The sequence below is a fragment of the Pedobacter sp. MC2016-24 genome, from assembly GCF_015223055.1.
Classification (GTDB): domain Bacteria; phylum Bacteroidota; class Bacteroidia; order Sphingobacteriales; family Sphingobacteriaceae; genus Pedobacter.
Genome location: NZ_JADFBX010000001.1, coordinates 291,140 through 314,135 on the forward strand (window position 1 = coordinate 291,140; position 22,996 = coordinate 314,135).

At 40.1% G+C, this 22,996-nt stretch carries 23 protein-coding genes; 8 read left to right on the forward strand and 15 right to left on the reverse strand.

Going from position 1 to position 22,996, the window contains the following annotated elements; all coding sequences use genetic code 11:
• The first annotated feature begins 61 nt into the window (after positions 1-61).
• A complete protein-coding gene (gene mnmE, locus IM797_RS01410; RefSeq protein WP_194125303.1) occupies positions 62-1,432 on the forward strand; it encodes a tRNA uridine-5-carboxymethylaminomethyl(34) synthesis GTPase MnmE in 1,371 nt (456 codons plus the stop codon).
• Positions 1,433-1,494: 62 nt separating this feature from the next.
• Here the strand turns inward: mnmE and IM797_RS01415 are convergent, their stop codons facing one another.
• Positions 1,495-2,307, reverse strand: a complete 813-nt coding sequence (locus tag IM797_RS01415) for a hypothetical protein (protein ID WP_194125304.1) — start codon at positions 2,305-2,307, stop codon at positions 1,495-1,497.
• A gap of 170 nt (positions 2,308-2,477) precedes the next feature.
• Between IM797_RS01415 and IM797_RS01420 the strand changes: the two genes are divergently transcribed.
• The 3 genes from IM797_RS01420 (at position 2,478) to IM797_RS01430 (ending at position 4,702) form a co-directional block, all read left to right on the forward strand.
• A complete protein-coding gene (locus IM797_RS01420) occupies positions 2,478-3,350 on the forward strand; it encodes a hypothetical protein (protein WP_194125305.1) in 873 nt (290 codons plus the stop codon).
• 28 nt (positions 3,351-3,378) lie between these two features.
• Positions 3,379-3,948 carry a hypothetical protein gene (locus tag IM797_RS01425; RefSeq protein ID WP_194125306.1) on the forward strand — a complete coding sequence of 190 codons (570 nt, stop codon included), beginning with the start codon at positions 3,379-3,381 and terminating at the stop codon, positions 3,946-3,948.
• 157 nt (positions 3,949-4,105) lie between these two features.
• Positions 4,106-4,702 carry a DUF4468 domain-containing protein gene (locus IM797_RS01430; protein WP_194125308.1) on the forward strand — a complete coding sequence of 199 codons (597 nt, stop codon included), beginning with the start codon at positions 4,106-4,108 and terminating at the stop codon, positions 4,700-4,702.
• 59 nt (positions 4,703-4,761) lie between these two features.
• Here the strand turns inward: IM797_RS01430 and IM797_RS01435 are convergent, their stop codons facing one another.
• The 6 genes from IM797_RS01435 to IM797_RS01460 all read right to left on the reverse strand — a co-directional run bounded on the left by IM797_RS01435 (position 4,762) and on the right by IM797_RS01460 (position 13,698).
• Positions 4,762-5,922 carry a TlpA disulfide reductase family protein gene (locus IM797_RS01435; protein WP_194125309.1) on the reverse strand — a complete coding sequence of 387 codons (1,161 nt, stop codon included), beginning with the start codon at positions 5,920-5,922 and terminating at the stop codon, positions 4,762-4,764.
• Positions 5,923-5,925: 3 nt separating this feature from the next.
• Complete coding sequence (locus tag IM797_RS01440) at positions 5,926-6,630, reverse strand: hypothetical protein (protein WP_194125310.1); 705 nt, start codon at positions 6,628-6,630, stop codon at positions 5,926-5,928.
• Between the two features lie 79 nt (positions 6,631-6,709).
• On the reverse strand, positions 6,710-8,203 hold the full coding sequence (locus IM797_RS01445; protein WP_194125311.1) for a RagB/SusD family nutrient uptake outer membrane protein: 1,494 nt from the start codon (positions 8,201-8,203) through the stop codon (positions 6,710-6,712).
• 27 nt (positions 8,204-8,230) lie between these two features.
• Positions 8,231-11,518, reverse strand: coding sequence for a SusC/RagA family TonB-linked outer membrane protein (locus tag IM797_RS01450; protein WP_194125312.1), 3,288 nt, complete (start codon positions 11,516-11,518; stop codon positions 8,231-8,233).
• 373 nt (positions 11,519-11,891) lie between these two features.
• Entirely contained in the window at positions 11,892-13,070 is a 1,179-nt protein-coding gene (locus tag IM797_RS01455; protein ID WP_194125313.1) for a FecR family protein, read from the reverse strand.
• Between the two features lie 22 nt (positions 13,071-13,092).
• Positions 13,093-13,698, reverse strand: a complete 606-nt coding sequence (locus tag IM797_RS01460; protein WP_194125314.1) for an RNA polymerase sigma factor — start codon at positions 13,696-13,698, stop codon at positions 13,093-13,095.
• 291 nt (positions 13,699-13,989) lie between these two features.
• Between IM797_RS01460 and IM797_RS01465 the strand changes: the two genes are divergently transcribed.
• Positions 13,990-14,262 (forward strand): hypothetical protein, encoded by a 273-nt coding sequence (locus IM797_RS01465; RefSeq protein ID WP_194125315.1) that lies wholly within the window; start codon positions 13,990-13,992, stop codon positions 14,260-14,262.
• Positions 14,249-14,596 carry a hypothetical protein gene (locus IM797_RS01470; protein WP_194125316.1) on the forward strand — a complete coding sequence of 116 codons (348 nt, stop codon included), beginning with the start codon at positions 14,249-14,251 and terminating at the stop codon, positions 14,594-14,596. The genes IM797_RS01465 and IM797_RS01470 overlap by 14 nt, the downstream gene beginning before the upstream one ends.
• Before the next feature lie 8 nt (positions 14,597-14,604).
• Here IM797_RS01470 and IM797_RS01475 read toward each other — a convergent pair whose 3' ends face one another.
• From IM797_RS01475 to IM797_RS01485, 3 genes are read right to left on the reverse strand one after another with little or no spacing between them, the layout of a single operon-like run.
• The gene (locus tag IM797_RS01475) at positions 14,605-15,198 is read right to left on the reverse strand and encodes a hypothetical protein (protein ID WP_194125317.1); all 594 of its coding nucleotides are present in this window, start codon (positions 15,196-15,198) and stop codon (positions 14,605-14,607) included.
• Positions 15,199-15,250: 52 nt separating this feature from the next.
• Entirely contained in the window at positions 15,251-15,517 is a 267-nt protein-coding gene (locus tag IM797_RS01480; RefSeq protein WP_194125318.1) for a hypothetical protein, read from the reverse strand.
• Between the two features lie 45 nt (positions 15,518-15,562).
• Entirely contained in the window at positions 15,563-16,441 is an 879-nt protein-coding gene (locus IM797_RS01485; protein ID WP_194125319.1) for a hypothetical protein, read from the reverse strand.
• 278 nt (positions 16,442-16,719) lie between these two features.
• Between IM797_RS01485 and IM797_RS01490 the strand changes: the two genes are divergently transcribed.
• Complete coding sequence (locus IM797_RS01490) at positions 16,720-17,220, forward strand: hypothetical protein (protein WP_194125320.1); 501 nt, start codon at positions 16,720-16,722, stop codon at positions 17,218-17,220.
• A 105-nt stretch (positions 17,221-17,325) separates the two neighbouring features.
• Here IM797_RS01490 and IM797_RS01495 read toward each other — a convergent pair whose 3' ends face one another.
• From IM797_RS01495 to IM797_RS01505, 3 genes are read right to left on the reverse strand one after another with little or no spacing between them, the layout of a single operon-like run.
• On the reverse strand, positions 17,326-18,192 hold the full coding sequence (locus IM797_RS01495; protein WP_194125321.1) for a hypothetical protein: 867 nt from the start codon (positions 18,190-18,192) through the stop codon (positions 17,326-17,328).
• A 41-nt stretch (positions 18,193-18,233) separates the two neighbouring features.
• Positions 18,234-18,857: a class I SAM-dependent methyltransferase gene (locus IM797_RS01500; RefSeq protein WP_194125322.1), complete on the reverse strand. Its 624-nt coding sequence runs from the start codon at positions 18,855-18,857 to the stop codon at positions 18,234-18,236.
• A gap of 49 nt (positions 18,858-18,906) precedes the next feature.
• Positions 18,907-19,359, reverse strand: coding sequence for a hypothetical protein (locus IM797_RS01505; RefSeq protein WP_194125323.1), 453 nt, complete (start codon positions 19,357-19,359; stop codon positions 18,907-18,909).
• A 321-nt stretch (positions 19,360-19,680) separates the two neighbouring features.
• Between IM797_RS01505 and IM797_RS01510 the strand changes: the two genes are divergently transcribed.
• On the forward strand, positions 19,681-20,232 hold the full coding sequence (locus IM797_RS01510) for a hypothetical protein (RefSeq protein ID WP_194125324.1): 552 nt from the start codon (positions 19,681-19,683) through the stop codon (positions 20,230-20,232).
• Positions 20,233-20,436: 204 nt separating this feature from the next.
• Here IM797_RS01510 and IM797_RS01515 read toward each other — a convergent pair whose 3' ends face one another.
• Both IM797_RS01515 and IM797_RS01520 read right to left on the reverse strand, forming a co-directional pair.
• Complete coding sequence (locus tag IM797_RS01515; protein ID WP_194125325.1) at positions 20,437-21,567, reverse strand: TlpA disulfide reductase family protein; 1,131 nt, start codon at positions 21,565-21,567, stop codon at positions 20,437-20,439.
• 16 nt (positions 21,568-21,583) lie between these two features.
• Positions 21,584-22,996, reverse strand: coding sequence for a RagB/SusD family nutrient uptake outer membrane protein (locus tag IM797_RS01520; RefSeq protein ID WP_194125326.1), 1,413 nt, complete (start codon positions 22,994-22,996; stop codon positions 21,584-21,586).

Sequence of the window (22,996 nt, forward strand, 5' to 3'; positions counted from 1 at the left end):
CTAAAAACTATGAAATGTTTGGCTAGTTTTGTGCTTTGTTCAAACTTAATGAAGATCGCTGATGATTACAAACGAAACTATAGTTGCTTTATCTACACCTCCTGGAATTGGGGCTATAGGCGTAATTCGTTTATCCGGTAAAGACGCCATCTCCATCACCGATTCTGTTTTTTCTGGTAAAAACCTGATCGATCAGGATTCGCATACCATTCATTTTGGCTTAATTAAAGACGGAAATGTAGTTATAGACGAGGTATTGGTTAGCTTATTTGTAGCGCCAAAATCCTATACCAAAGAAAATGTGGTAGAAATCTCCTGCCACGGATCGAATTACATCATCCAACAGATCATTAGTTTATTGATACGGAAAGGAGCTTCAGCAGCGAAACCCGGCGAGTTTACACTCAGGGCATTTTTGAACGGAGGCTTAGACCTTTCTCAGGCTGAAGCGGTTGCGGACTTGATCTCATCAGATTCTGCAGCTGCCCATAATGTTGCCATGAACCAGCTTCGTGGTGGTTTTAGTACAGAATTAAACGTATTACGTGAACAGCTGATCCATTTTGCCTCCATGATTGAACTGGAACTAGATTTTGCTGAGGAAGATGTTGAATTTGCAAACCGCGATCAGTTGCAGACGCTAATCGATAAAATAACCGTCGTATTGAATAAGCTGATCCGGTCCTTTGAATTGGGGAATGTCATCAAAACAGGGATCAATACTGTCATTGCCGGCCGTCCAAATGCTGGTAAATCAACCTTGTTAAATGCCTTGTTGAATGAAGACCGGGCTATAGTCAGTGAAATAGCGGGGACAACAAGGGATACGATCGAGGAAGTTTTGAATATCAATGGGATTAATTTCAGGTTAATAGACACCGCTGGTATACGCGAAGCCACAGACACAATTGAGGCGATCGGTGTAGAAAAAACCATGCAAAAAATCAACCAGTCTGCCTTATTGGTATATCTGTTTGATGTTATTAATCTGAGTGCATCAGAAATCAAAGAGGATATCATGCGGCTATATAAGCCAGGAGTAGCTTTCGTTGCAGTAGCGAATAAAATAGACCTATCGTACAGCGATCGTTTAAAAGAGCTTAAATTACCTGCAGAAATCCAATTTATCGCAATTTCTGCTAAAGAAAATCATCAAATTGAAGAACTGAAACAGCTGTTGTATGACACTGCTGTAGGAGATCAGCTGTCTGACAACCATACTATGGTAACCAATATCAGACATGTTGAAGCTTTACAAAGAACAAGAACTGCTTTAGCAAGTGTATCCAATGGATTAGATAATCCGGTAACCTCCGATTTTCTGGCCATGGATATCAAGCAGGCTTTATACTATCTGGGCGAAATTACAGGCCAGGTTACGACGGATGATTTATTGGAAAACATCTTCAGCAAGTTCTGTATCGGAAAGTAAACGTGCATGCATCCAGGGCATACTATCTTTTTTGGATACCAGCTCGCCATTGTTTACCCTTACTAATCTTCGTATAATGTCATGCGTTCATTAATCAAGACTTCAACAGGCGTATAAATGCTGCGTATTAAATCGGTCTTTTTTAAATGGTTGTCATTAGATAACAGGGAAACCCGATCTACTATAAACTTTAGCTTTAATTGATCTGAAAGCCCTTTAAATTTGTAATAATAATTCACTTCCCCTTCCTTTCCTGCAAATTCTGAGTAAGTACCGGTAATTCTCACTTTATTTTTAGTTTGAAAATCCATGGTGAATTCTTTAATTCCAGGCTTCAAGTCCCATTTTGGATCCCTCGGACAACACGAAGAACCATAACCTTCACGATAATACACTTTCATCAGGCTTTTTTCTCGAACCGGTTTTGCCGCAAATTCCATTTTAGGGAAACCACCCATAATGACCAAACTGTCTTTAATTACGGCTTCATTTTCCCTATTCAATTGATAAACAATAGAACTGGCTATGGGCTCACCAACTGGTGAGTCGCGGGAAACTTCATCATAATATTTCCAATTGGGTGTAATCACCGTTAGCCTGCGAAACTCAGGATAAATTCCAGTCAGTAAATCCAAGGGTACCCTTGTGGAAACAAAAACCACAGGGATATCCATTTTCCCAGAAATCATGCGCGTAAACAGAAAATTCTTACCATCGGTAACCACATCATTATCCGTTATTTCCAGCACATTTTTATACGTAGTATCTGGAATATTCGTAGATACGGCTTGATTTTCCACCTGTTGAGCGCAAGAGGTACCTGCCAACATCCCCAGAGAAACTAAAGTTAATTTTACACAATTGTTAATTGCCATTTCTTGTTTGTCTGATCTTAAAAAGATGATTGATAATCTTATACTAATGATACTTTGGTAAAGTGTAACAAAGAAAGTCCTGTTTGGTTTTAACCACAGCAATAAATTTGTATAAGTAAAAGCATTACAAACTGGCACAATTGATGCTCCCAAAAAACAAATCACCTACTATGAAGAATTATTCTCTCCTTAAAAACAACTCAAATCATTTCATAAATGCCCTTGCTGCGCTCGTTTTCTTCCTCCTAAGCATTGTAGCGGAAGCAAAAGCCCAATCCTACAGCCTTAGATCGAACACCGACAAACCTTTCAGCCTCCGACTGCACACCGGAGCACAAGGCCAGGGTGCCCTGGTACAATATACTGGTCAGAAAGAAATCATCCCCTTACGTCTGAAATCCTTAAAAAACAATGTGGTTAAAAAGATCGCATCAACAACATTTATCTGGGAAGAAATCTACCGGGGAAAAGTCACCGGAAGCTACGGACTCACCAAAACTGCTGATCAAATCAGCAATATCTGGTATCAGCGAAACAAAGATGGCAAACGCTTTGTCTTGAGTCCGGTAGTCAAACCTGAAGGCAGCCAGGAAGATGATAAAGTTTTATTACACAACGTCCTCTTCACCTTCAACAGCAGCGTAGATGACAATTTAACCATCAAATACCCCAATGGAAAACAAACCATACAGGAGCTTCATGGATTTGACAACCCAAATGCGTCCAGAAACTGTTTAATTAACGACTATAATTTTGATGGCTATCAAGATCTGGCCTTCTCCATTCCCGATGCTGGAATGGGCGTTTACCGAATCTTCAGCATCTGGCTCTACAACCCGGAAACCAAACGTTTCGAAGCATTGAAAGAACCGGACTACTCGAAATCTAAATGCTCGGAACTTTGCGACGTCACAATCGACCCTAAAAAGAAACTTTTATATTCCGCTTGTCGTGGTGGAGCCCGGTGGTGGCAGGACGTATATAAGTTTGACAAAAACAAAAAAATGATCTGGGTGAAATCAGCCGAACTCACAAATCCTTAAACCATCCACACAAACTACTTCATTAAACATGGGACAAATCTTTGAACTCATCGCAGATCAGGCACTGGAAACTTTAGACAGCTATTACACCGAATGTCACATTTGCGAAAGGGAAAACCTGGATCTTTATACTTATCAGGGCAAGTACGTCATGAAAAACGGCGAAATAGATGATGATCTATATGCCCTTTGCGAAGAATGCATTAAAAACAAAGGAGTTAGCCACATCTGTGATTTCCAATATATCAAAACTATAGAAGGTTATTTAGAAAGTGAGAATCTCGGAGAAAACGAAAAAGAAATCCTCAAACAGCAACTCACCGATAAATATCAAAAGACGCCAGACATTCCTATTTTCCTGCAGTACACAGACCGGCCACTTTGCTGCAAGGACATTACAGAATTCAAAGGCTACCCCCAAGACAATCCAGATCTATATCAAAAAACCGATTCTTTTATTTACTGGGAAAAGAAAACCATAGCAAGTACACCAGAAGCCTATAACTTTAAAAACACCGGCCCACCGGAGAGCCTTAGAGAAGTCGCCACCTTCCATTGTAAACACTGCAATAAAAACTATTTCACCTTTCAATTTTAAGCATTGGTATAGTTCCGTGCTGTGTTTTTGCCACTTTACATGGTTTTTTTAAGGTCAAAGAAGTAAACTTAAAAAAAATAATCTTTTTAAAAATATTCGCAATAGCTGGAGCAATCTGGCATCAATTTTAATATCTACATCTATAAAAAATATGAACATGAAAAAAACGCTAAGTATCGCAGTACTTTTACTCGTCACGCAATTGGGCTTCGCTCAATATTTTAAACTAACGCCCAATGGTTTTGTGTCAAATGACAATGGTGATTTTACGGTGGTTAATGTGCCAAATGCAAAACAAAAGGATTTGTATAAAAATGTACTAAATGTAATCAATTCGATGTACAGCAATCCACAAAAAGGACTGAATGTTGTTGAAGGTGAAAGTATCAGTTTAACAGCGTATGAAGAAAAAGCACTACCTGTAAGGCATGGCACTGGCGGTATTGGAAAAACAAATTACAAATATGACCTGTCTTACACGTTATCCTTTCTTTTTAAAGAAGGTAAAATTCGGATTAACCGTCCTACGTTTGAATGTAGACGATGGTATGAAGGAAGTTACAGACCCACAAGTGGTTGGTCTAGTAGTGGCTGGACTACACTAAATCTTGTAAAAGGCAAGAAGGATAGAATAGCTATTTATGACAAAAATGGAGAACTTATTTTAGAAGAAGCCGTTAATGGATTAAACACTCATTTTAATTCACTTTTAAAACAAATTATTGAAAAATCTCAAAATATAAATAACTGGTAATGAAGGTTTATCGAAGAGTTTATTCTAGTAATATCTTCGATAAACCGACCTTTTTTATGCTAAAATCCAGGCAGCTTTTCTTTAAAAATCGTCTGTAGCACAGTGTTAAGCTCTTCTCCACGCAGGTTTTTTGCAATAATTTTACCGGTAGGATCTATTAGATAATTTTCGGGAATTGCCTTTACATCGTAAATAAGCGCCGCTGAATTGTCCCATGCTTTCAGATCTGAAACCTGCAGCCAAGTTAATCCGTCGATTTTTATTGCATTTAACCATGCTTTCTTCTGAGCCATTCCGTCAAGAGAAACACTCATAATCTCCAACCCTTGTTTTTTAAACCTGTGGTATGCCTTAACAAGATTTGGATTTTCAGCGCGGCATGGCTTACACCAGCTTGCCCAAAAGTCCAGAAATAGGTATTTTCCTTTAAATTTGCTTAGCGTAACCTTATTCCCAAATACATCCGGTTGCTCAAAGTCTGGGGCCTGGTCTCCGATATTGGCAGGCTTTTTACTATAGAAAGCCTTTTTCTTTTTCTCCAAAGATTCTTTGAATGAAATGGCACGGGCACTTTGCTTGATATTAGGAGATAGTCTTTCAAAAAGTTTTGAAGCTTCATCTAGATTCTTGTCGTTCGCGATTAATGATTCAAGTACGTAAATACTTACCGGCGAAGTTAGATGGCCCGCAATGAAATCCTGATGCGATCTGTCGTAGAACTGCATCAGGGAATCTATTTTTTTAGTCGCCTGAGCGCCCGTAATTGTATGATCTTGGGAAAATGACTTTAGCACTCTTTTCATGCCATCAGTAAAAGGCTTAATCTCCCGCGTATATTTAATGTAATCGCGATTAAGATCACCACCACTTATTTTTGAAGTGGAAAGTGAATCGCCTCCATTGATGTTTATAACACCTGATTCAAGATATAACAATAACTCATTTTCCTCACTGATTTTGTTTAGAGCGATCTTTGCGGAAGTCTTCTTAAGTATAAGCGTAGCATTGATCGGCATAACTAAGTCTCCTTTAAATTCAAAATAACCATTTTCGATTGTGGAGGAGTCAATGGACGTCTTCTTTCCAGGATAAGTGTAAGCCAGGAACATCTTTGCTGGCGATGAATAGGTTCCAACTTTTCCTTTAATTGTATACTTTAAGGACTGCGAGAAGCAAAATATTGGAAAAAGACAAAGAATAATTGTAAATCTTGTTTTCATAGGTTAGTAGTTGGTCATACCATAAATACCGAAAGCATCAGTACCACTTGTTGTTCCAGACAAGCCCTTGATCACAAGGGTAATGTTTTTGAACCTTGATGAAGCAACACTGACCAATCCTGTGGCAGGAAGAGTATAACTGGCAAGCAATGTTCCAGTGGAATCGCGAATCTGAAAGATATTGCCCCCTACTGCTACCCTGGTCTTTAACTCAATATTACTGAAGGCTGAAACTGATTTATATGATATATCTCTAAATATATTTACAGTCGGTGAAGATGCCAGTGTCAAAGATAGTGGCGAACTATTAACTGAACAATTCACAATTCGCACACGGACAATACTGTCCTGGCTAAATGGCGGAATCTCATCCTTTATAAATATGCTTTCTGGTGCACTAGCAGTACCTGTCAGAAAAAGGGAATAAATACCGCCATTGACCGTGGTTTTTATTTCATTGTAATAAGGAAAATTAGGATTGTTTGTAGGATAAAGTTTTACGGCTGTTTCGCCAGCCAAAACCTGAAATAACTTATAGCCGTATAACGTAGCGCTGTCCCTTACATTGGTATTCAATTTCACATTTCTTCCGCCTATAACGGCATCAGCAACGTTTAACGAGGCAAGTGCGGTGAAGGTTGGTCCATCCTTTTTACAGGATTGTAAACCAACCAAAAGAATAAGAATAAAGATTATATAATATTTCATAATTAAGATTTAGATAAAAAGCAAATTGTCAGAGTTTATTTAAATGCTAAACAGCTATTAGACCATTTAGATCGGGTACTTAATAACCGGGGTTTTGATGACCATTTAGCAAAGGACTACGATCAATTTCAGCTTGAGGTATTGGATAAAGCGCGTACGCACTATTCCAGTTGTTCGGGCTAGATGAAGAAATTACTTTTAACGGGGTCGCGATGGTCATCACAGCATCAACAGTGTCTGTTCTTTTCAAATCCAACCAACGGTGACCCCATTCTGTAAACAACTCCGCCTGTCGTTCATTCATCACCGCCGTCATTGCGTCAACCGGCGATAAGGTGGTAGAAAGGGCCGGTAGTGGATTCGGAACAGCAGTTGTTTGTGCTGCTCTTGCCCTTGCCCTAAGTACATTCAAATCTCCTATACCAGCGGCTATCCTACCATTTCGTATTCTGGCCTCCGCCCTGATGAGGTATTGTTCTCCTAACCTCAACATTATAGAATATTCGGCTGCAGCCACATTTACACTACCGATTTTGTATTTAGTAGGATAATAATAAGTTGTTCCAGCAGCAGAAACAGATCCAACCCAATAACCCGCCGCTCCGCGAAGATCGCCCGGTTTAAAGGCAGCCATCTGCTGACTGCTTAAATATACTGGTGTTGATGTGGTTGGGCCGCCCGTTGATAAGGTAAAAACCCTTCCTTCTGCTGTGTTGGAGAGCGTTGTCGTTCCAACCGCTTGTACAGACCAGATGGTTTCCGTACTATTTTTTAGAAAAGCTTCGTTCAGGGCTGGCAAATTGTACAAAGCACTGTTGCTGATTACAGCAGAGGCTTGGGTTTCTGCCTGCACATAGTCGCCAGTATATAGATAAGTGCGTGCCAACAATGCTGTCGCCGCCCATTTGTTCGGCCGCACGCGTTCCAATGTAGGGGCTAGTAAAGTACCATCCACATAACCCTCCCCTAAAACGGCTTGCGCCTCCTTAAGATCCTGTATCATCTGTTGATAAACCTGTGCCTTTGGCGTGCGTCCAATCTTTTGGTTTATGGTAAAGTCTGCCGATAAGGCCAGAGGTACATCGCCATATAAATTCACCAGGTAGAAGTACATAAATGCACGGGTAAACTTCATCTCGCCCAACAACTGTTGCTTTACCCGAGCAGTAAGGGAACTGGATGCATTTAAACTATTGATGGCCACATTGGCGTTAAAAATAAAGGAATAGCATTGTTGCCATGGGGTGGCATTTGCAGGCGTCACCGAGTTTTGATAATATTTCAGCAAATCGTCATAGCCAGATGTGGAAGGTGGATAGCCAGAAAAAAGGTTAAGTTCATCAGCAGATAGGCCTGCCCTAAGCCCAATGCTCTTGAAAGGATCCGCAGGTATGTTCATGTTACTTATGGCGGCAAAGTTGCTGCTAATTGCAGCGATGGCCGTGCCATCTGAGGCAAAAGTCACCTCGTCGGTAAGTAAATTTTTAGGTAAGCCTGCATCCGTAAATTTGTTACAGGCGCTCGTTATGATCGCCAGGCTTGTAAGTATAATTAAAGAAATTTTTAATCTCATGAGTATATTTTTAAGTTTAATGCCTTGTTATAGTCCCAGCCTTGCACCAAAGGTTATCGTACGGGATGCGGGATAACTCGTGTTTGAGCCAAACTCCGGATCTCTACCATAGTAATCACTAATGGTCAGCAGGTTTTGTCCCAACACAAAAACCGAAGCTGTTCTAAGGAATACTTTCTTTGCCCACACCTCAGGAACCTTCCAGGACAGTGATGCATTACGAAGCTTGATGTAGGATGCACTTGTAAAACCGGCATCATTAGACAGATATGAATTGTTAAAAGAAACGCTCGAAGTTGTTGTATACAACATCCTTTCAGCAATGTCTCCCGGGTTCCTCCAGCGGTTGGTTACAAAGGCAGGTTGATTATTGGCCACTGCGCCTGTCAGTGTTGTGGTAAAATACTCGTTCTTCGCTTTTTTATTCATAAACTGGAAAAGGAAATCGAACGATATGCTTTTATAACTGAAGGTATTTTGAAATCCTCCATAAAACTTCGGGTTGAGGTCTACCGAGACATAATCCGTTGCAGAATTGGGGTTCATGGTTGGGTTTCCGTTGCTGTCAGCATACACATACTGTCCTATTGCCGGATCTACGCCCAGGAAATGGAACTGCTTGGAAATGTTCACGGGCTCGCCAATGGACAGTCTGGCAGCATAAGACGAACTGGCCAGGTTTGGAAAGGATACCAGCGTGTTTTTTGGTATCGTTAGGTTAAAGGAGCTTGTCCAGCTTAGGTTGTTCGATTTGATGTTATTGGTATTCAAGCCAAATTCCCAACTGGTATTTTTCACCACTGCAGGGAAATTACTGGTTACAGAACCAAATCCACTGGCATAGTACGGAGTCAAATAGGCAATCAACTGTTCAGAAGAGCGGTTATTTGCATAGTTCACTTCAAACAGTACCCTGTCCTTAAAAAATCCTGTTTTCAACCCAAAGTTCAGCTTGCTGGTTTCTTCCCAATGTAAGTCGGGGGTACCTATTCGCGTTAAGCCAAGTCCGGCAATGGTTTGATACGGTCGCCCGGATGCGCCATAAGTAGCCAAAAATTGGTAATCCGCATATTGATCGCTTCCGCTAGTTCCGTAACTGACATTAAACTTTCCGAAGCTCAACCAGGACAGGCTTTGCTTCACAAATGATTCCTCCGTAAATATCCATCCTGCGCCAACCGCCTGGAAATTATGAAATCTATTTGCGGGACTAAAACGACTGGTTCCATCCCTACGAATTGAATAATTTAAAAGGTATTTGTTTTTATAATTATAATTTGCCCTACCAAACACGGCGTTGTATTTGTAATTCGTAGCCACGGTTCCTGCGCCTTCAAGGGTTGTGGCACCAACTATGGTTTGCATGAGTTCATCGCTGGAATAACCCGAAGCGGTGGTCACCTGCCCGTTGCTTTCCGCTTGTTGCGCACTGGCACCCAGTAAAACATTAAGTTCCCCCCACTCCTTCGTTAGCCGATAAGACAATTGGGGCTCTACGATCCAACTTTTCGTTGAATTGTTTGCAAACTGTGATGACCGGGATACGAAAGGCCTTACGTAGGGCTGATAAGAAGCCAGAGGTGTTGTAGTCAATTCATCAGAGCTTAAATCATTGTATCCCAGGTTTGCTTTAACATATAGCCCGGGCAACAGGTGGTAGCTCAAATCGGCATGCGTAATCAGGTTACGGGTCCGGATTATACCTATAGCAGTTAGGGAGGCTAAAGGGTTGTTTCCATAAAGATAATTAGAAAGTCCCAGCTCATCTACAGCAAAATTTAAGGATCCATCTTCGTTATACAGCGCGGGTGCATTTGGCGACAGTGATGGTACAATCGCAGCAACAAAGTTTGTAGAGCTGGGCAGGGTATTGGAATCATTCATGTAAGTTCCACCAAGTTGGATCTGAAATTTGCGGTTATTGGAAACGCTGTTGATGTTAAAATTCCCTGATGCCTTGGTGTTTTTAAAATTGCCCGGTAAAAAAGAACCCTGGTTGATAAAACCTCCGCCAATCACATATTGCGTGTTGTTGTTACCGCCAGATATACTCAATTGGTAATTAGAGAAATTACTTTTCTCCGAAAGCATTTCCTTTTGCCAATCTGCATCACGGTTGTTGTCGTACCCATACAAGTTTAGAATGTCATACGCATTCACAGCGGTTGCTGCAGCGTTGGTATTCTTAAGTGCCTCTCTGCGCATTTCCAGGTATTGCGCGGTATTCAACTTATCGAAGGTATTGGTAAACGCACTAAATCCCGTTTGTAAAGACAGGTCGATCTTCATGTCACCACTTTTTCCCCGTTTGGTAGTGATTAATATGGCGCCATTGGCAGCTCTGGAACCATAAATAGCGGTAGCATCCGCATCTTTAAGGATGTCAATACTTTCGATATCAGAAGGATTGATAAAGCTCAGCGGATTGCCGGGGGTGCGACCCGAATTGCCCAGGTTACCGCCGTTTAACCCTGTAGCTAGCAGCTGTGGAGGAAAAGGCACACCATCAATCACATAAAAAGGATCGTTACCATTTGAGATGCTATTTTGCCCCTGCACGCGAACAGTAATCCCACTATTTGGGTTGCCATTACTTTGTGAAATCTGCAAGCCCGGCACCCTACCCATCAAGGCCAGCAGCGGATTTGCTACGGGTTGCTTTTCCAGATCTTCCATTTTAACGGTACTGATATTAGATGTGCTTATTCTTTTAGATGTAGTACCATAGGCCTGAATTTGAACTTCATCTAATTTACTGGTTGCTAGCTTTAAAATGATGTTATTTAAGCCGGTACTGGCTTTCAGTTCCCGTAATTCATAACCTAAAAAGCTCACTTGGATGATGTCAGTTGTGCTCAAGCCCGCCAATAAAAACTCTCCGTTAAGTCCGGATATCACGGCTTTGGATTTACCCTTAACCTTAATGGTGGCACCCGGGATCGGCCTGCCAGTTTCATCTAAAACTTTGCCGCTCACATCAATTTCCTGGAACTTTGACACGAGGTTTTCAAGGAAGGATTTCTCTTTGGCCTTAATAATGACTGTTTTTGTATCCAAGGCATACGTTAATGGCTGTAGTTTAAAAATCTGTTCCAAAACATCACCGAGAGATGCATTTTTAACGCGAATAGTTATCGGTTCTGCCGTTTTTAGCAATTGCTCAGTATACACAAAATCGTATCCTGTTTGGCTACTCAGCTTGTTAAGTATCACTTTTAAAGAAGCTCCAGATGCATTCAATGTTACATTTTGTGCAAATCCATTCGCACTGACTTGAATTAATGACGCAAATAATAGCACGATGGTTAATCGCATAATCAACATTATTTTATGGTACACAGGTGGACATATACCAGGATTCTTGGTCCAGATTTTATACATTTTTGTCGTTAGTTTTTAAAAACTAAACTCTTTAAGGTCCACAAGCGACCATAATGATTGCTTTCGAAGGCAATTATTATTAAGTTTGTTTAGTTTGGTTGTATGCAGCGCCTTTACTTTCCACAGACGGGGCGTTTGCAATTCTAGTTGATGAGTTTAATTGTTAATGGGGCCAAACAGACCAGGGGTATTGCGCTTCTGGTCTTTTAATTTTACCCTAATCTTCTTGGCGCTAGCCGTTCTGTCGTAATTTTCTGATCATATTTTTTCTTAATGGTGAACTGTTAGGTTGGTTGTTAATACATAATTATTTAGAGACATAGATTTTCCTGCCATCAATTTTAAAATGAGCACCACCGGTGGTTTCCAAAACCCGGAGTACATTAGATACATTGCTAAACCTGGACACCTTACCTCCAAAGGCGGCATCGGGTAATGGGCCAGAATAAATAACTTCTACATTATACCAGCGTTGCACCATGCGCATCACCGACTGAATGTCATTGTTTTCAAAGATAAATTTATTGTTTTTCCAAGCCATAGCCAGTGTCGTATCCACTTCCGAAACTACAAGCGTTCCGTGATCCGCAAGCGTACCTTGCTGACCGGGTTTCAAGATTGCTTCCGTGCTTACGCCTCGCAACGAGGAACTGTTAAGTTGCACACTTCCTTCAATCAGGGTCGTTTTAGTTATTTTTTCATCTGCATAGCTATTGATGTTAAAATGCGTTCCCAACACCTTTACCTGCATACCCCTGGCTTCCACAATAAAAGGGTGCAATTTATCTTTAGCAACCTGAAAATAGGCTTCACCTTTGAGGCTAACCATACGGTTCTTTCCATCAAAATGCGAAGGAAAGTCCAGTTGAGATGCAGCATTTAGCCATACTTGAGTTCCATCAGGTAAGGTTACCATATAGGTATTACCAGGTGCAGTGTTTGCCGTATAAATCTCTTTAGCTGAAGCTTTAGCGTCTAATCCTACACCGGACCCATCATTGTAGCTGAGCTGGTTATCTTTTATAATCACTCCAGCTTTCAAGCCATTCAAACTAATTTCTTTTCCATTTTGCAGCCGAAGCGTTGCCCCGGCTTTACCTGGAGCAATGTCGCTCTCGTATTGTTTTCGATCTATCCCGGCAGTATTTAAATTGTATAAGTACCAACCAAAAAATAATAAGATGCAAGCCGCTGCAGAAATAGAGGCCATCTTCAAGATCACGCTCGGCCTTTTTGGATTAACGGCTTTTTTCTGATCAGTTATCGCTGTAATTAATTTGTGATGTACATTCAGCGTAGCTATTTGATTCCACTTTCCAATATCATCTCCAGCTTCGATAACCTTATTGGCATCTTGAGTTAAAGCATAATCCAATTCATCCGGATAACTTCCGGCCTCGAGTATTAAAAACACTTTTTCAAGCTCTGCCGCTGAGCATTGCTTCTCAATATGTTTTCTAAAAAGTTCAATGATGTCCTGATCCAAAATATTGTCTTTATAAGTAATACTACTGGCGGAGAAAAAACATCCAATAGCAAATGAAAAAAAATGAAATTAATTTACCAGTATGTCTGGCTATGTGCTCACGAACAATTTGAAGTGCCTTGCTCATGTGCTTATTAATTGTACTTTCTGTGACGCTCAGTGTTTCTGCAGCCTGCTTGTAGCTCATCCCCTGAATCCGGCAGAGTGTAAAAGTTTTTCTGACTTGTTCTGAAAGTTGCGCTATCGCCTCATTAATTAAATGGTTACTTTCATTGTAGGCCAGGAGTAATTCTGTAGAATGATCTTCCTCAAGCGTATATTTTTTTATTTCAGAGATTATTTCTGCCTCATGTCGAGCTCTTTTTAACAGATCTAATAAAGTTCTTTTCGCAATGATGAATATATAAGGTTTGAAAGGTTTTGACAGATCTATCTGATCGCGATGTTGCCATATCTTCATAAAAGTATCATGGACTACATCTTCAGCCAAATACGGTGATTTGGTTGTTCGCTGTACATAATAAAGCAACTTATCACTATATAGCGCATACAATGCGCTGAAAGCTTCCTGCTGACCTAATTTTAGCCTTCTTAGAATGTCTTGCTCATTATCATGATAATTCTCCATCTTGTTCCAATCTGAGACGCGCTATGGTCTTGCGTTATAAAATACCCAAAAGATCATTTTTGTTTATGATACTATTTGGGTGGTGTAGAAACAAAAATAAGAATTAATATCTTCCCAGCCCTTGCCGATCAATTTGTTTCCGGAGTTTTAGCACTGAAATTAATTCAGATAGCGAATAGAAAAAGGGATTAGTTTAGCAGATAAATTAAGCATATCGATCTTTTAAGCGCAAAAATCTCTATTTTGCAATACCCTGCCTGGATGCCATCAGCGGAAGTATTAATAATATTTATGAGAAGGATCTTATTTATTGCCGGTTTTTCGGTGCTACTATTCGTTGTGTTGACATGCGTAACTGCAAGCATCGAGACGCCGTCTGACGGCAATGACACCTTTGGTTTCCCTTTCCGGTTTTATAAAATCTATGGAGGTAAACGAAGTTTTTATCCGCCAAATGAATTTTCGGTGGTCATGATGTTACTCGACGTAGTGATTGCTACGCTTGTTGTATGGATAAGTAATGTTACTTTTATCAAACTGCGCACAAAAAATGAAAACGCTTAAGCCCTTTTTGATCCGCTTTTTAACTGTTGCAGTTCCGCTCCTGGGCATTTATATTTTTGCACAAATCGCAGCAAGTGCTAACCGGGGCCGGGAACACCCTACCGATGTTGGATTAGGTATTGCTTTTTTATCGGTATTCACATTCCTGGTTTTGTTTGTTGGTTTCACCGTTGATCTAGTGATCAGGGTAAGGCGTAAACAGCATCCTCAGGTTTGGATGGATTCTTTTTTTCTGTTTCTCTTCACCATTCCGATTGCCTATATCGTATGCCTGATTACCAGTCGAGATTGCTTTTGCAAGTGGTTGATTGATACCATTGATTGGATCAGATAGATATACAGTTATTTCTCGTAAACCGGAACGGTAATGCTACGTGTAAAACCAGGTGTTCCAGCCATCACAATCAAAATACTCCCATTGGTTTCATCAGCAGAATCAATAAATAATTGTTTTTCCCGGCCAATGCCGACCTGCATTTTTGAAGAAGTCATAGACCAGTAGAAAGGAGGCACACCTGATAAGCTCAGCTCATGTTTCGCCCTGAAATACCCTTTTCTCAACCGGCCTTTTAACACTTCCGTCTTTAAAGGAACATCCCTGTTGTACAATATAGCTTTTAGCTGTTTTTGACTAGTCAATGTAAGTTTGATATGCGTCGCCTGAGTCAACTCCAGAGAATCCTTACCTGACGAATTTTTAAAATAATACCAAACCACAGTCGGAATGATTGTGTCTTTGTGAAATTCAGATTTTACCATACGGTTTACGGTAACAGGGTACTTACCGATAAACATAGGCGCCTGTAATGAAACCAAATCTGCACGTTTAGGTGTTTTAAGACTCACGCAGGAACCATAAAACAACGCTATAAACAGTAAGATAACCAACCTGATCTTTTCACCGAAGACAAATGTCATGAGCTGTTTTCCTTTCATATTCCATTAATTGGCCATTTACAAGATATTTAAAGCTACCTAAAACTTTTAATTAAAGAACATAACATGCAAACCCATGTGGTGTGATGATATAGATGAGTTCAAAATAACGGTCATCTAAATAAATAAATGCATCTTCTTCCTGAAAGGCAGAATAAGTATAATGTACTACCCAAAGCGCTGCCGTTGCAGTATGCCCATTTAGCAATTGTATTACCTTATTTTCATGGTACTCCGGCTCTGAAATTTTGTTAAACGAAATATTTAAACGTTTTAAACAGGCAATTGCTGATTCCTTAACCAATTCGGAGCGGGTCATCTTGTTTCTGTATTATCTTCTAATATAAAGAACTTTTGTGATTCATTACATAATAACTTTAGTGTTTAGCCACTGCTGAATGGTGGAATTGCCTTGTTTTTCAGCTAAAAAAGATTCAGCGGTTTGAAGTACATAATCTTTACGATAAACTTGTTTTTTTTGGCCTGCCCCATTTTCTTGAACGATACCTTCTTCATATATAGAATAGATGAGGTGCCCCTCATCCACGTAGCCGAACATATTTATTCCTCCAATTATTTTTTTAGGGTCTGCTGTGGACACAGATTGAGATAGGATAATCGGATCTTTACCCAATCTCTTTATCTGGTAATAACTCTCTGCCATAGCGTTTGGTATCTCCCTAAAGATACTTTTATTATTGTAAAAGTCCAAATAACCGATCAGGCTATCATTCTTTATCATCAGGTATTTCAATCCTCCGGTTCCCAGATTATAATATTTTGCAACGTTATCTTTATTTTGAAAGAAAACAATATTAGGTGTAATGTAATACATGGGAATATGCACAAAGGTTATCAAATTAAGATCGGCTTCATTACCAATGTTATATTTGTTCATGTATTCCCTGTAACTGCTGCTCGTTTTTAGGCGCTGAAAAAGTGCAGCCTTGGCCTCTGGCAATTTTTCGCGGGCATCCTTAACATGATCCAGGTAAAGTCGATCGGAATGGTTTCTGGGATCCAGAATTTCCGAAACCAGGTAGGGCCTTAATGCCTGTACAACCGATTCGTCTCTCTTGTAGTTGTTAGGAAAGCTTTTGTTAAATGCGAGCTCCGTTTTTTTCGTAATGACCGTGTCAAGGGCACTGCCCCGCCCCTTTGCAGTAACAGTCTGTACTTTATTTTGGCTATAACTATATACGTGCAGTAATGTCAATGCGGCAATGAATGAGATCTTTTTCATGTTAATAATCGGTAGCGGTTTTAGAATGGGCTATCTTTTGTTGTACATTAAAATGGTTATACGTCTATGTGCAAATCTAATATATGAAATTTTCCAATCACTCCACTCAAGTCTCTTAAGATCCTAGCGACTCCATAATACATAACTGATCATTCTAATTATTCAAAAATTCAACATCAACAACCTGACTGGTTGTATCAATAATTATCGCTAATTTCGCTATAATCTTGGTGTTAATGACGCATTAATTAAAACCAGCAACAAAACGCAAACGAAAAATGCCGGCAATTATATTTATACCCTTAGTGATTTGTGCCTTATTGCTATTTAACCATCTGATCAACAAACAAAAAAGAAAAAACTACGACAAACTCTTTGATACGCTAGGCAGCAGAATTCACATTCATTTACAAAATGTCAAAGCTGAAACCTCTTCTATAGGTGCAAAAAACGGTGGTTATCATTTCTTTCGCGCTGAACTAATTATCACTGAAGATGCTCTGATCATTTTCGGAAGGGGCAGCATTTTAGGACTCAGGCAACTGACCGATCCGTTGATATTGACAAAGAATCCGGACTACCGTTACTTCTCCTTTGCAAAATTCATCCAGCCAGTACGTCTTGAGCTCAATTCCTTTCAGGAAGACATTCATATCGGTTTCGTTCAACCAGGAATAATCGATACCGAAGTTGATTTCCAGTTCAAAGACGTTTCAGACGAGGTTAAGCAGCATTTGCTGTTTCTTAACGCGCTTAAAACAGTTCGAAAACACGCTTAAGCAAAAGGCTACATCGATATCCGAGCTGCCAAAATTCGACAAAACAGCAAAACAGCTACAACCAGTCTTTTCCCTGGCAGTATAAAGAATAGGTTTTGAAGTTCGTCATTCAGGCACCTCATGTGTTCCGCGTTCTGAAGTACCAAACTTAATTCCTAGTTCCGCGAAAAAATGGCGCAGCATATCGTGTTTTTGCTCACAATCATCCCATGGCTTTATGCGTTTTGAACTAAACCGGTGCTGTTGACATTCAAAACAGATCTCTATGTAAGCAAATACACGTTCATTGGAATCCAAAAAAACGATCCCGTTTCTAGGTACGTAACAGCCCGATCCGACATGCTCGGTGTATTTGAGATTGGGTATTGGTGTTCTTCCGACATTAAATAATATATCGGTAAGTTTATTGATTTGTGCTGTGTGAAGTATTTTTTGATCAACTATTTTAGACTGATCAAGCCGACCATCTTTAACAGGTAGCGGAATAGAGAGAATGGCACCTGTATCGGTGAAGGAAATCAGCTCAATTCTTGTGGCTTTATTGAAAGGATATTTTTTGTTCCGTTCTGCTACAGACAGCAAATCAGTTTTTAAACACTGCAAATTGACATGGGCCAGAGAATCATCTTTCCTGGTCTGATATGCTTGAATTCCTTCAATTCTTGTTTTATAATGTTTTTCACCCTTTACAATAATGAAATCATATTTATCGCCAAGTTTGACTTGGAAGGAAATGGAATCGATACTCGAAATGATGGTAACTTTTATCGGAGAATCATCAATCTGGACAGCTAAAACATCCATTTTCTTTTTAGGAGATAAGATCCAGGATAGTTCGTCCAAATAATCATTATAACGCACATCCAGTGTATCTTTTGTTGATTTCAACATCTTTACTGGTCGTGTTTTCTGACTGTATGCAATAGGCTGGACACCCATAAAAATTAAAACGAATATTATTATTCTGAGCATAGCTATTGTATTTCAGTTATGTAGTGTCCAATCCAAATCAATCAGGATGACATCATTTTACGCACACACCAGGTCGTCATACTTCTCATGTTTTGAACATTAGTGGTTTTGATGGGCTCGTGAAGTTCTCCACCTATTTTTTTGGTGAGTCTGAGCAGCATCTCCTGGTTTACAAGGAAGCGCTCCGATCCATCGGGAAGCAAGTACCTACCATTTCCAATAAACCTGACTAATGATTCGATCCCTATTTCTGAGGCGAGCCGGCAGAAAAAATACCCTCCGGGCTTAAGCACATCCCACATGGAATTTAGCATGGCCTCAAAATGATTCAGGTTTTCTGCAAAATGTAAAACAGCACTACTGATGACCAAATCAAAGGTTTCGTTTTCAAAGGGCAGCTGCGCTACTGAAGCTACCTTAAAATTTTCTTGCGGATCAACTTGCGAAAATGAGCCCGCGAGGGTTCTTATCTGCGCAATGGCTTCTGGGTTTTGATCCACGCCAAAAACGTTTGCTCCGCTTTTTAACAGGTAAAGCAGGTTTCTGCCTGTTCCGCAACCAGCATCCAAGATCATGTGACATTCATCATAGGTTCCTTTAAGCATCTGATCAAACAAATAAATATCAATATTTCCGAAAGTGTCCTGAATGTCTTGCTTTTTCATCTCCTGGCAAAGATAGCCACAAGGTACTTAAATTGATTAAAAAAACATCCTAGCGGGCCCATAATATACAACTGACCCTCCACGGGTACTTGCCGACTATGGGTTTGCCCTTACTTTCCGCAGCTTTCCAACCATCCATTTTTAATAAAGCCTCTCTAACTTTAATTTTGCACTGATCCTCCATTCTGGTATCCAAAAATTCAATATCAACGACTTTACTGGAAGTATCAATAGTTAAAAGCATTTTAAGGCTAAATGGAAGATTATCTTTATCGTTAGTATTTTCATAAATAATAGGAAAAAGTCTTTTCGAATATTTCACTAATCCGGGAATCCCGTCCTTGAAAGTAGGAAACGCAGATTCTGAATTCTCATCTTTTTCCCTAGGAAGATCGGATTGAGCGTTGGTTTTAGACACAAATCCAACAAGTAGAACAATGAGGACAAAGGCTTTCCATTTTAACATAGATGATATACTTGATGTAAATACCTGATTCTTCAAAATTTTTATTTTAATGCTAATATAATACTTTCTAAGCTATTGAATAGCTCAACAACGCTACATCGTCGTTTTTGAGGATCTCCAATTTCATCGATATAACACCGATTGCATTTCTTCCACTATTAATGTATCATAAAGTTCCTTGGATCCATTCGCTGATGCCATTAATAGTGCCCTCCTGTGATTCATGCCACTTGTTAAACAATTCAAGGCTATTTACGATTTATTTACAAAATTTACATTTTAATTTACAATCCAAATAACTCAGTCCGAATCATATCAAACTAGATTTGCTCATCAATTTTAAAGGACATGAAACATATGAAAAAATCCCTCTATGTGCTGATCTTACCACTGATTGTGGTGAGCGGACTGGTATTTGCTAATCGAGAAATTAAAAGTAAAACTAAGCCATCTCAACAGAAGTTGTCTATTGCTGACAGGGAAGCCCGCCTGTTGGAGGACAGGAAAAAATGGGAGGCTTCTCCCGACGGTATAAAGTACAACAAATGGGAGATTTCTCCTGAAGGTAAAAAGGTGCATGCCAGTCATGATAAAATAAGAAAGTACATAAAGGCTTTCAGCAATATGGATGCCGTGGTAACCTCCCTTACTTTTCAGCGCGAAAATGCGAAATCATCAGGCCCAAAATGGCTTATAGTGAAGATTAACGGTGAAGCATACATGATGCAATTTAGTCCTAAGGATTTTCAGCAGTTAAATAGCCTGAAAGTTAACGACAAAATAATCGTGAGAAGCCACAGCGCAGGTTACTCGCCTAATCATCCATATTTGATTGTATCAGGCGACTATATTGAGCAAAATAGTAAGGTACTTTTTAAACGAGACTTTAGCAAAAATAACGGTTGCTGAAGATAGCTGCCTTGCAATCAACGAAAATGGTTATTAAAACAGGCTAAGCCAGCTTAAATCTGTCACTTCACCTGTTTCAGTATTAAGCTAAAAGTAATCAACCATATTTCCGATTAAATAGCGATTTCGATTATGCTTATTAATTTAGTCTTTTAGCCATAGGTTTAAGAACCTCTTGAAACCTATGGCTGAAAGATTGATCAATTATAAATCAAAAATCTGTTGCAGCTTTGTATGCAAATCTGCACCATGAATATTGCGTCCGATAATCTTACCACTGGGGTCTATCAGAAAATTCTGGGGAATAGCAGATATACCGTACTTTCTGGCTAGCTCATGTCCTGGGATCCTCGGATCCAGGATTTGTGTATAGGCCAATCCATCCTCTTCGATAGCTTTTTGCCAGGCTTTTTTATCTTTATCCAGGGAAATTCCAATCACAATAAAGTCTTTGCCTTTAAAATCATGGTGAGCTTTTGACACAAAAGGGTTCTCTGCTCGACATGGGCTGCACCAGGATGCCCAAAAATCTATAAATACATATTTCCCACGTAGATCAGTCAGTGTTATCAGCCGCCCATTCATATCAACCTGACTAAAATCAGGAGCCATCGACCCCACAGAAGTTGCCTTAGCCAAAGCAATGGCACGGCCAATTGTCAATCCAGAAGCAGACTGTCTAACTGCTTTTCCGAGCCCATTATACAAAGGTTCAGTTTTTTCCAGATCAATTAACGGACCCGTCACCTCACTAAGCAATAGCGCACTAAATTCGTAGTCTGGATGCTCTTTTATAAAAGCGATCTGGAATTGCTTTCGGGTGATTAAACCCGCTTTATAACGTGCAGCCAACTGGTCATTAAGTGGTCTGGTGGTCGAATCCTTAACATTGATCTTAGACCACTGTGACCTGACGGATTGCAGTTCACGCTCGGTGTCGAAAACGATTTTTTTGTATAGCGCATGTTGACTATTGAGCGTCGGACCTTGAACTTCGGCATGCTTTAATGAGTCTTTAGCCCGAACCAAAATATGCCCCTTTTCCAGATATAGACTCAGTACATCGGGTTCGTCTGTTTTACTCGAAGTCCCTGAATGAGCGATGCTAAGTTCTGCCCTGCAGGGTTCAGACACATGCCCATTAAACTCAAATTGCCCCGCACTCATTTTTGCAGAATCCAGGGCTGGTTTACCATTGCTGGAATACCTCAGATAAGCTCTGGCTGTACTTGGATTTTCTAGGTGCTCTATTTTTACCTGCACTGAAAACACCTGTTGCTGCGCCAGGATCATCAAAGGACAACATAAAAAAATCATTAAAAATATCTTTTTCATAAGCATGATTGTAGGATCAATAACCGGCATTTTGACTTAAATTCTTATTATTCACACGGTCAATCTGTGGAATGGGATACAATACAGAATTCGCTGTCCAGTTCGGCTTTTGACCTAAAACAGCAGTAGCACGTCCTGTTCTCCTCAAGTCATTCCAACGGTGTCCATATTCGCCAAAAAGTTCAATCCGCCTTTCCTGTTCTATTGCCAGCAAGATCTGCGTTTGCCCCACAGCAGCAGTTCCGCCCAAATTCGCACGGTTACGGATCACATTGATATCTGAAATGGCATTGGAAAAGTTACTTTGCTGTGCACGCGCTTCTGCTCGAATCAGGTATTGCTCCGCAAGACGTAAGTAAGTGACATATTCGCCTGTAGCAGTCGTATTTGCAACTTTATTCTTGAACTTATAAAAGTAATAAAAAGGTCCGCCGGTATAATTGCTTATTCCTACCCAATTGCTGAACCTTCTGTCTCCGGTCTCAAAAGCATTTACAAGGGAAGTGCTCAGCTGGTATTGAGGAACAGTGGTATTACTGACCGCATAGTTTAATCCTTCATAAGTACTACCACTTGCGGAAACACCCGATTGTGGTGCATCCAATTGAAAAATAGCCTCAGTGTTATTTTTCACATAAACAGTACTAAGGTTAGCAGTGCTAAGTAAACTATAGGTGGCATTGTTGTTAATCAGGACAGTTGCATTGGCTTCAGCATTGGCCCAGTCATTGGTGTACAGATAAACCCTGGATAGCAAAGCGATTGCAGCATAGCTGTTTGCCCGAATCCGCTGACCCGATCCGTAAGAAAAATCGGAGACGAGCAACCCCTTAGCATCAATCAAATCTGAAATGATCTGCTGATAAACAACAGCTTTAGGAGTCCGAGTCAATGTATTATTTACTACCCTGTCAGTGGTCAGCGCCAAAGGTACATCTCCCCATAGATTAACAAGATAGAAATAGCAGAACGCCCTGATAAATTTCGACTCACCAATTGCCTGGTTTTTTACGGCGTCAGTAACACCACCACTGCTGGCATTGATACCTTCAATAATTGCATTTGCCTGGTAGATGACTGTGTAAAACCTTGACCACATACCATAAGTGGTAACATTATTTGGCAAAATGGTATGTGTCAGAAATGGATCATAAACTTCCAAAGCTGTAGTGCTTAACTCATCTGCCGAGGCCCCAGTTGCGATACTTAAGTCGAATTGTAAACTTGCGGCGCTGCTGATTGCAAAAGAGCTGTAAAGTCCGGCAAGCGCAGACTTCACAGTATTGTCATTGGTAAACACTGTTTCGCTGACCAGCTGACTGTTGGGCGCATCCACATCAACGAATTTTTTGCAGCTTCCTGCCAATAAGACTAATCCAATTAGAGAGAGAATAAATATATTTTTATAGGTGATCAATAGATTTTTCAT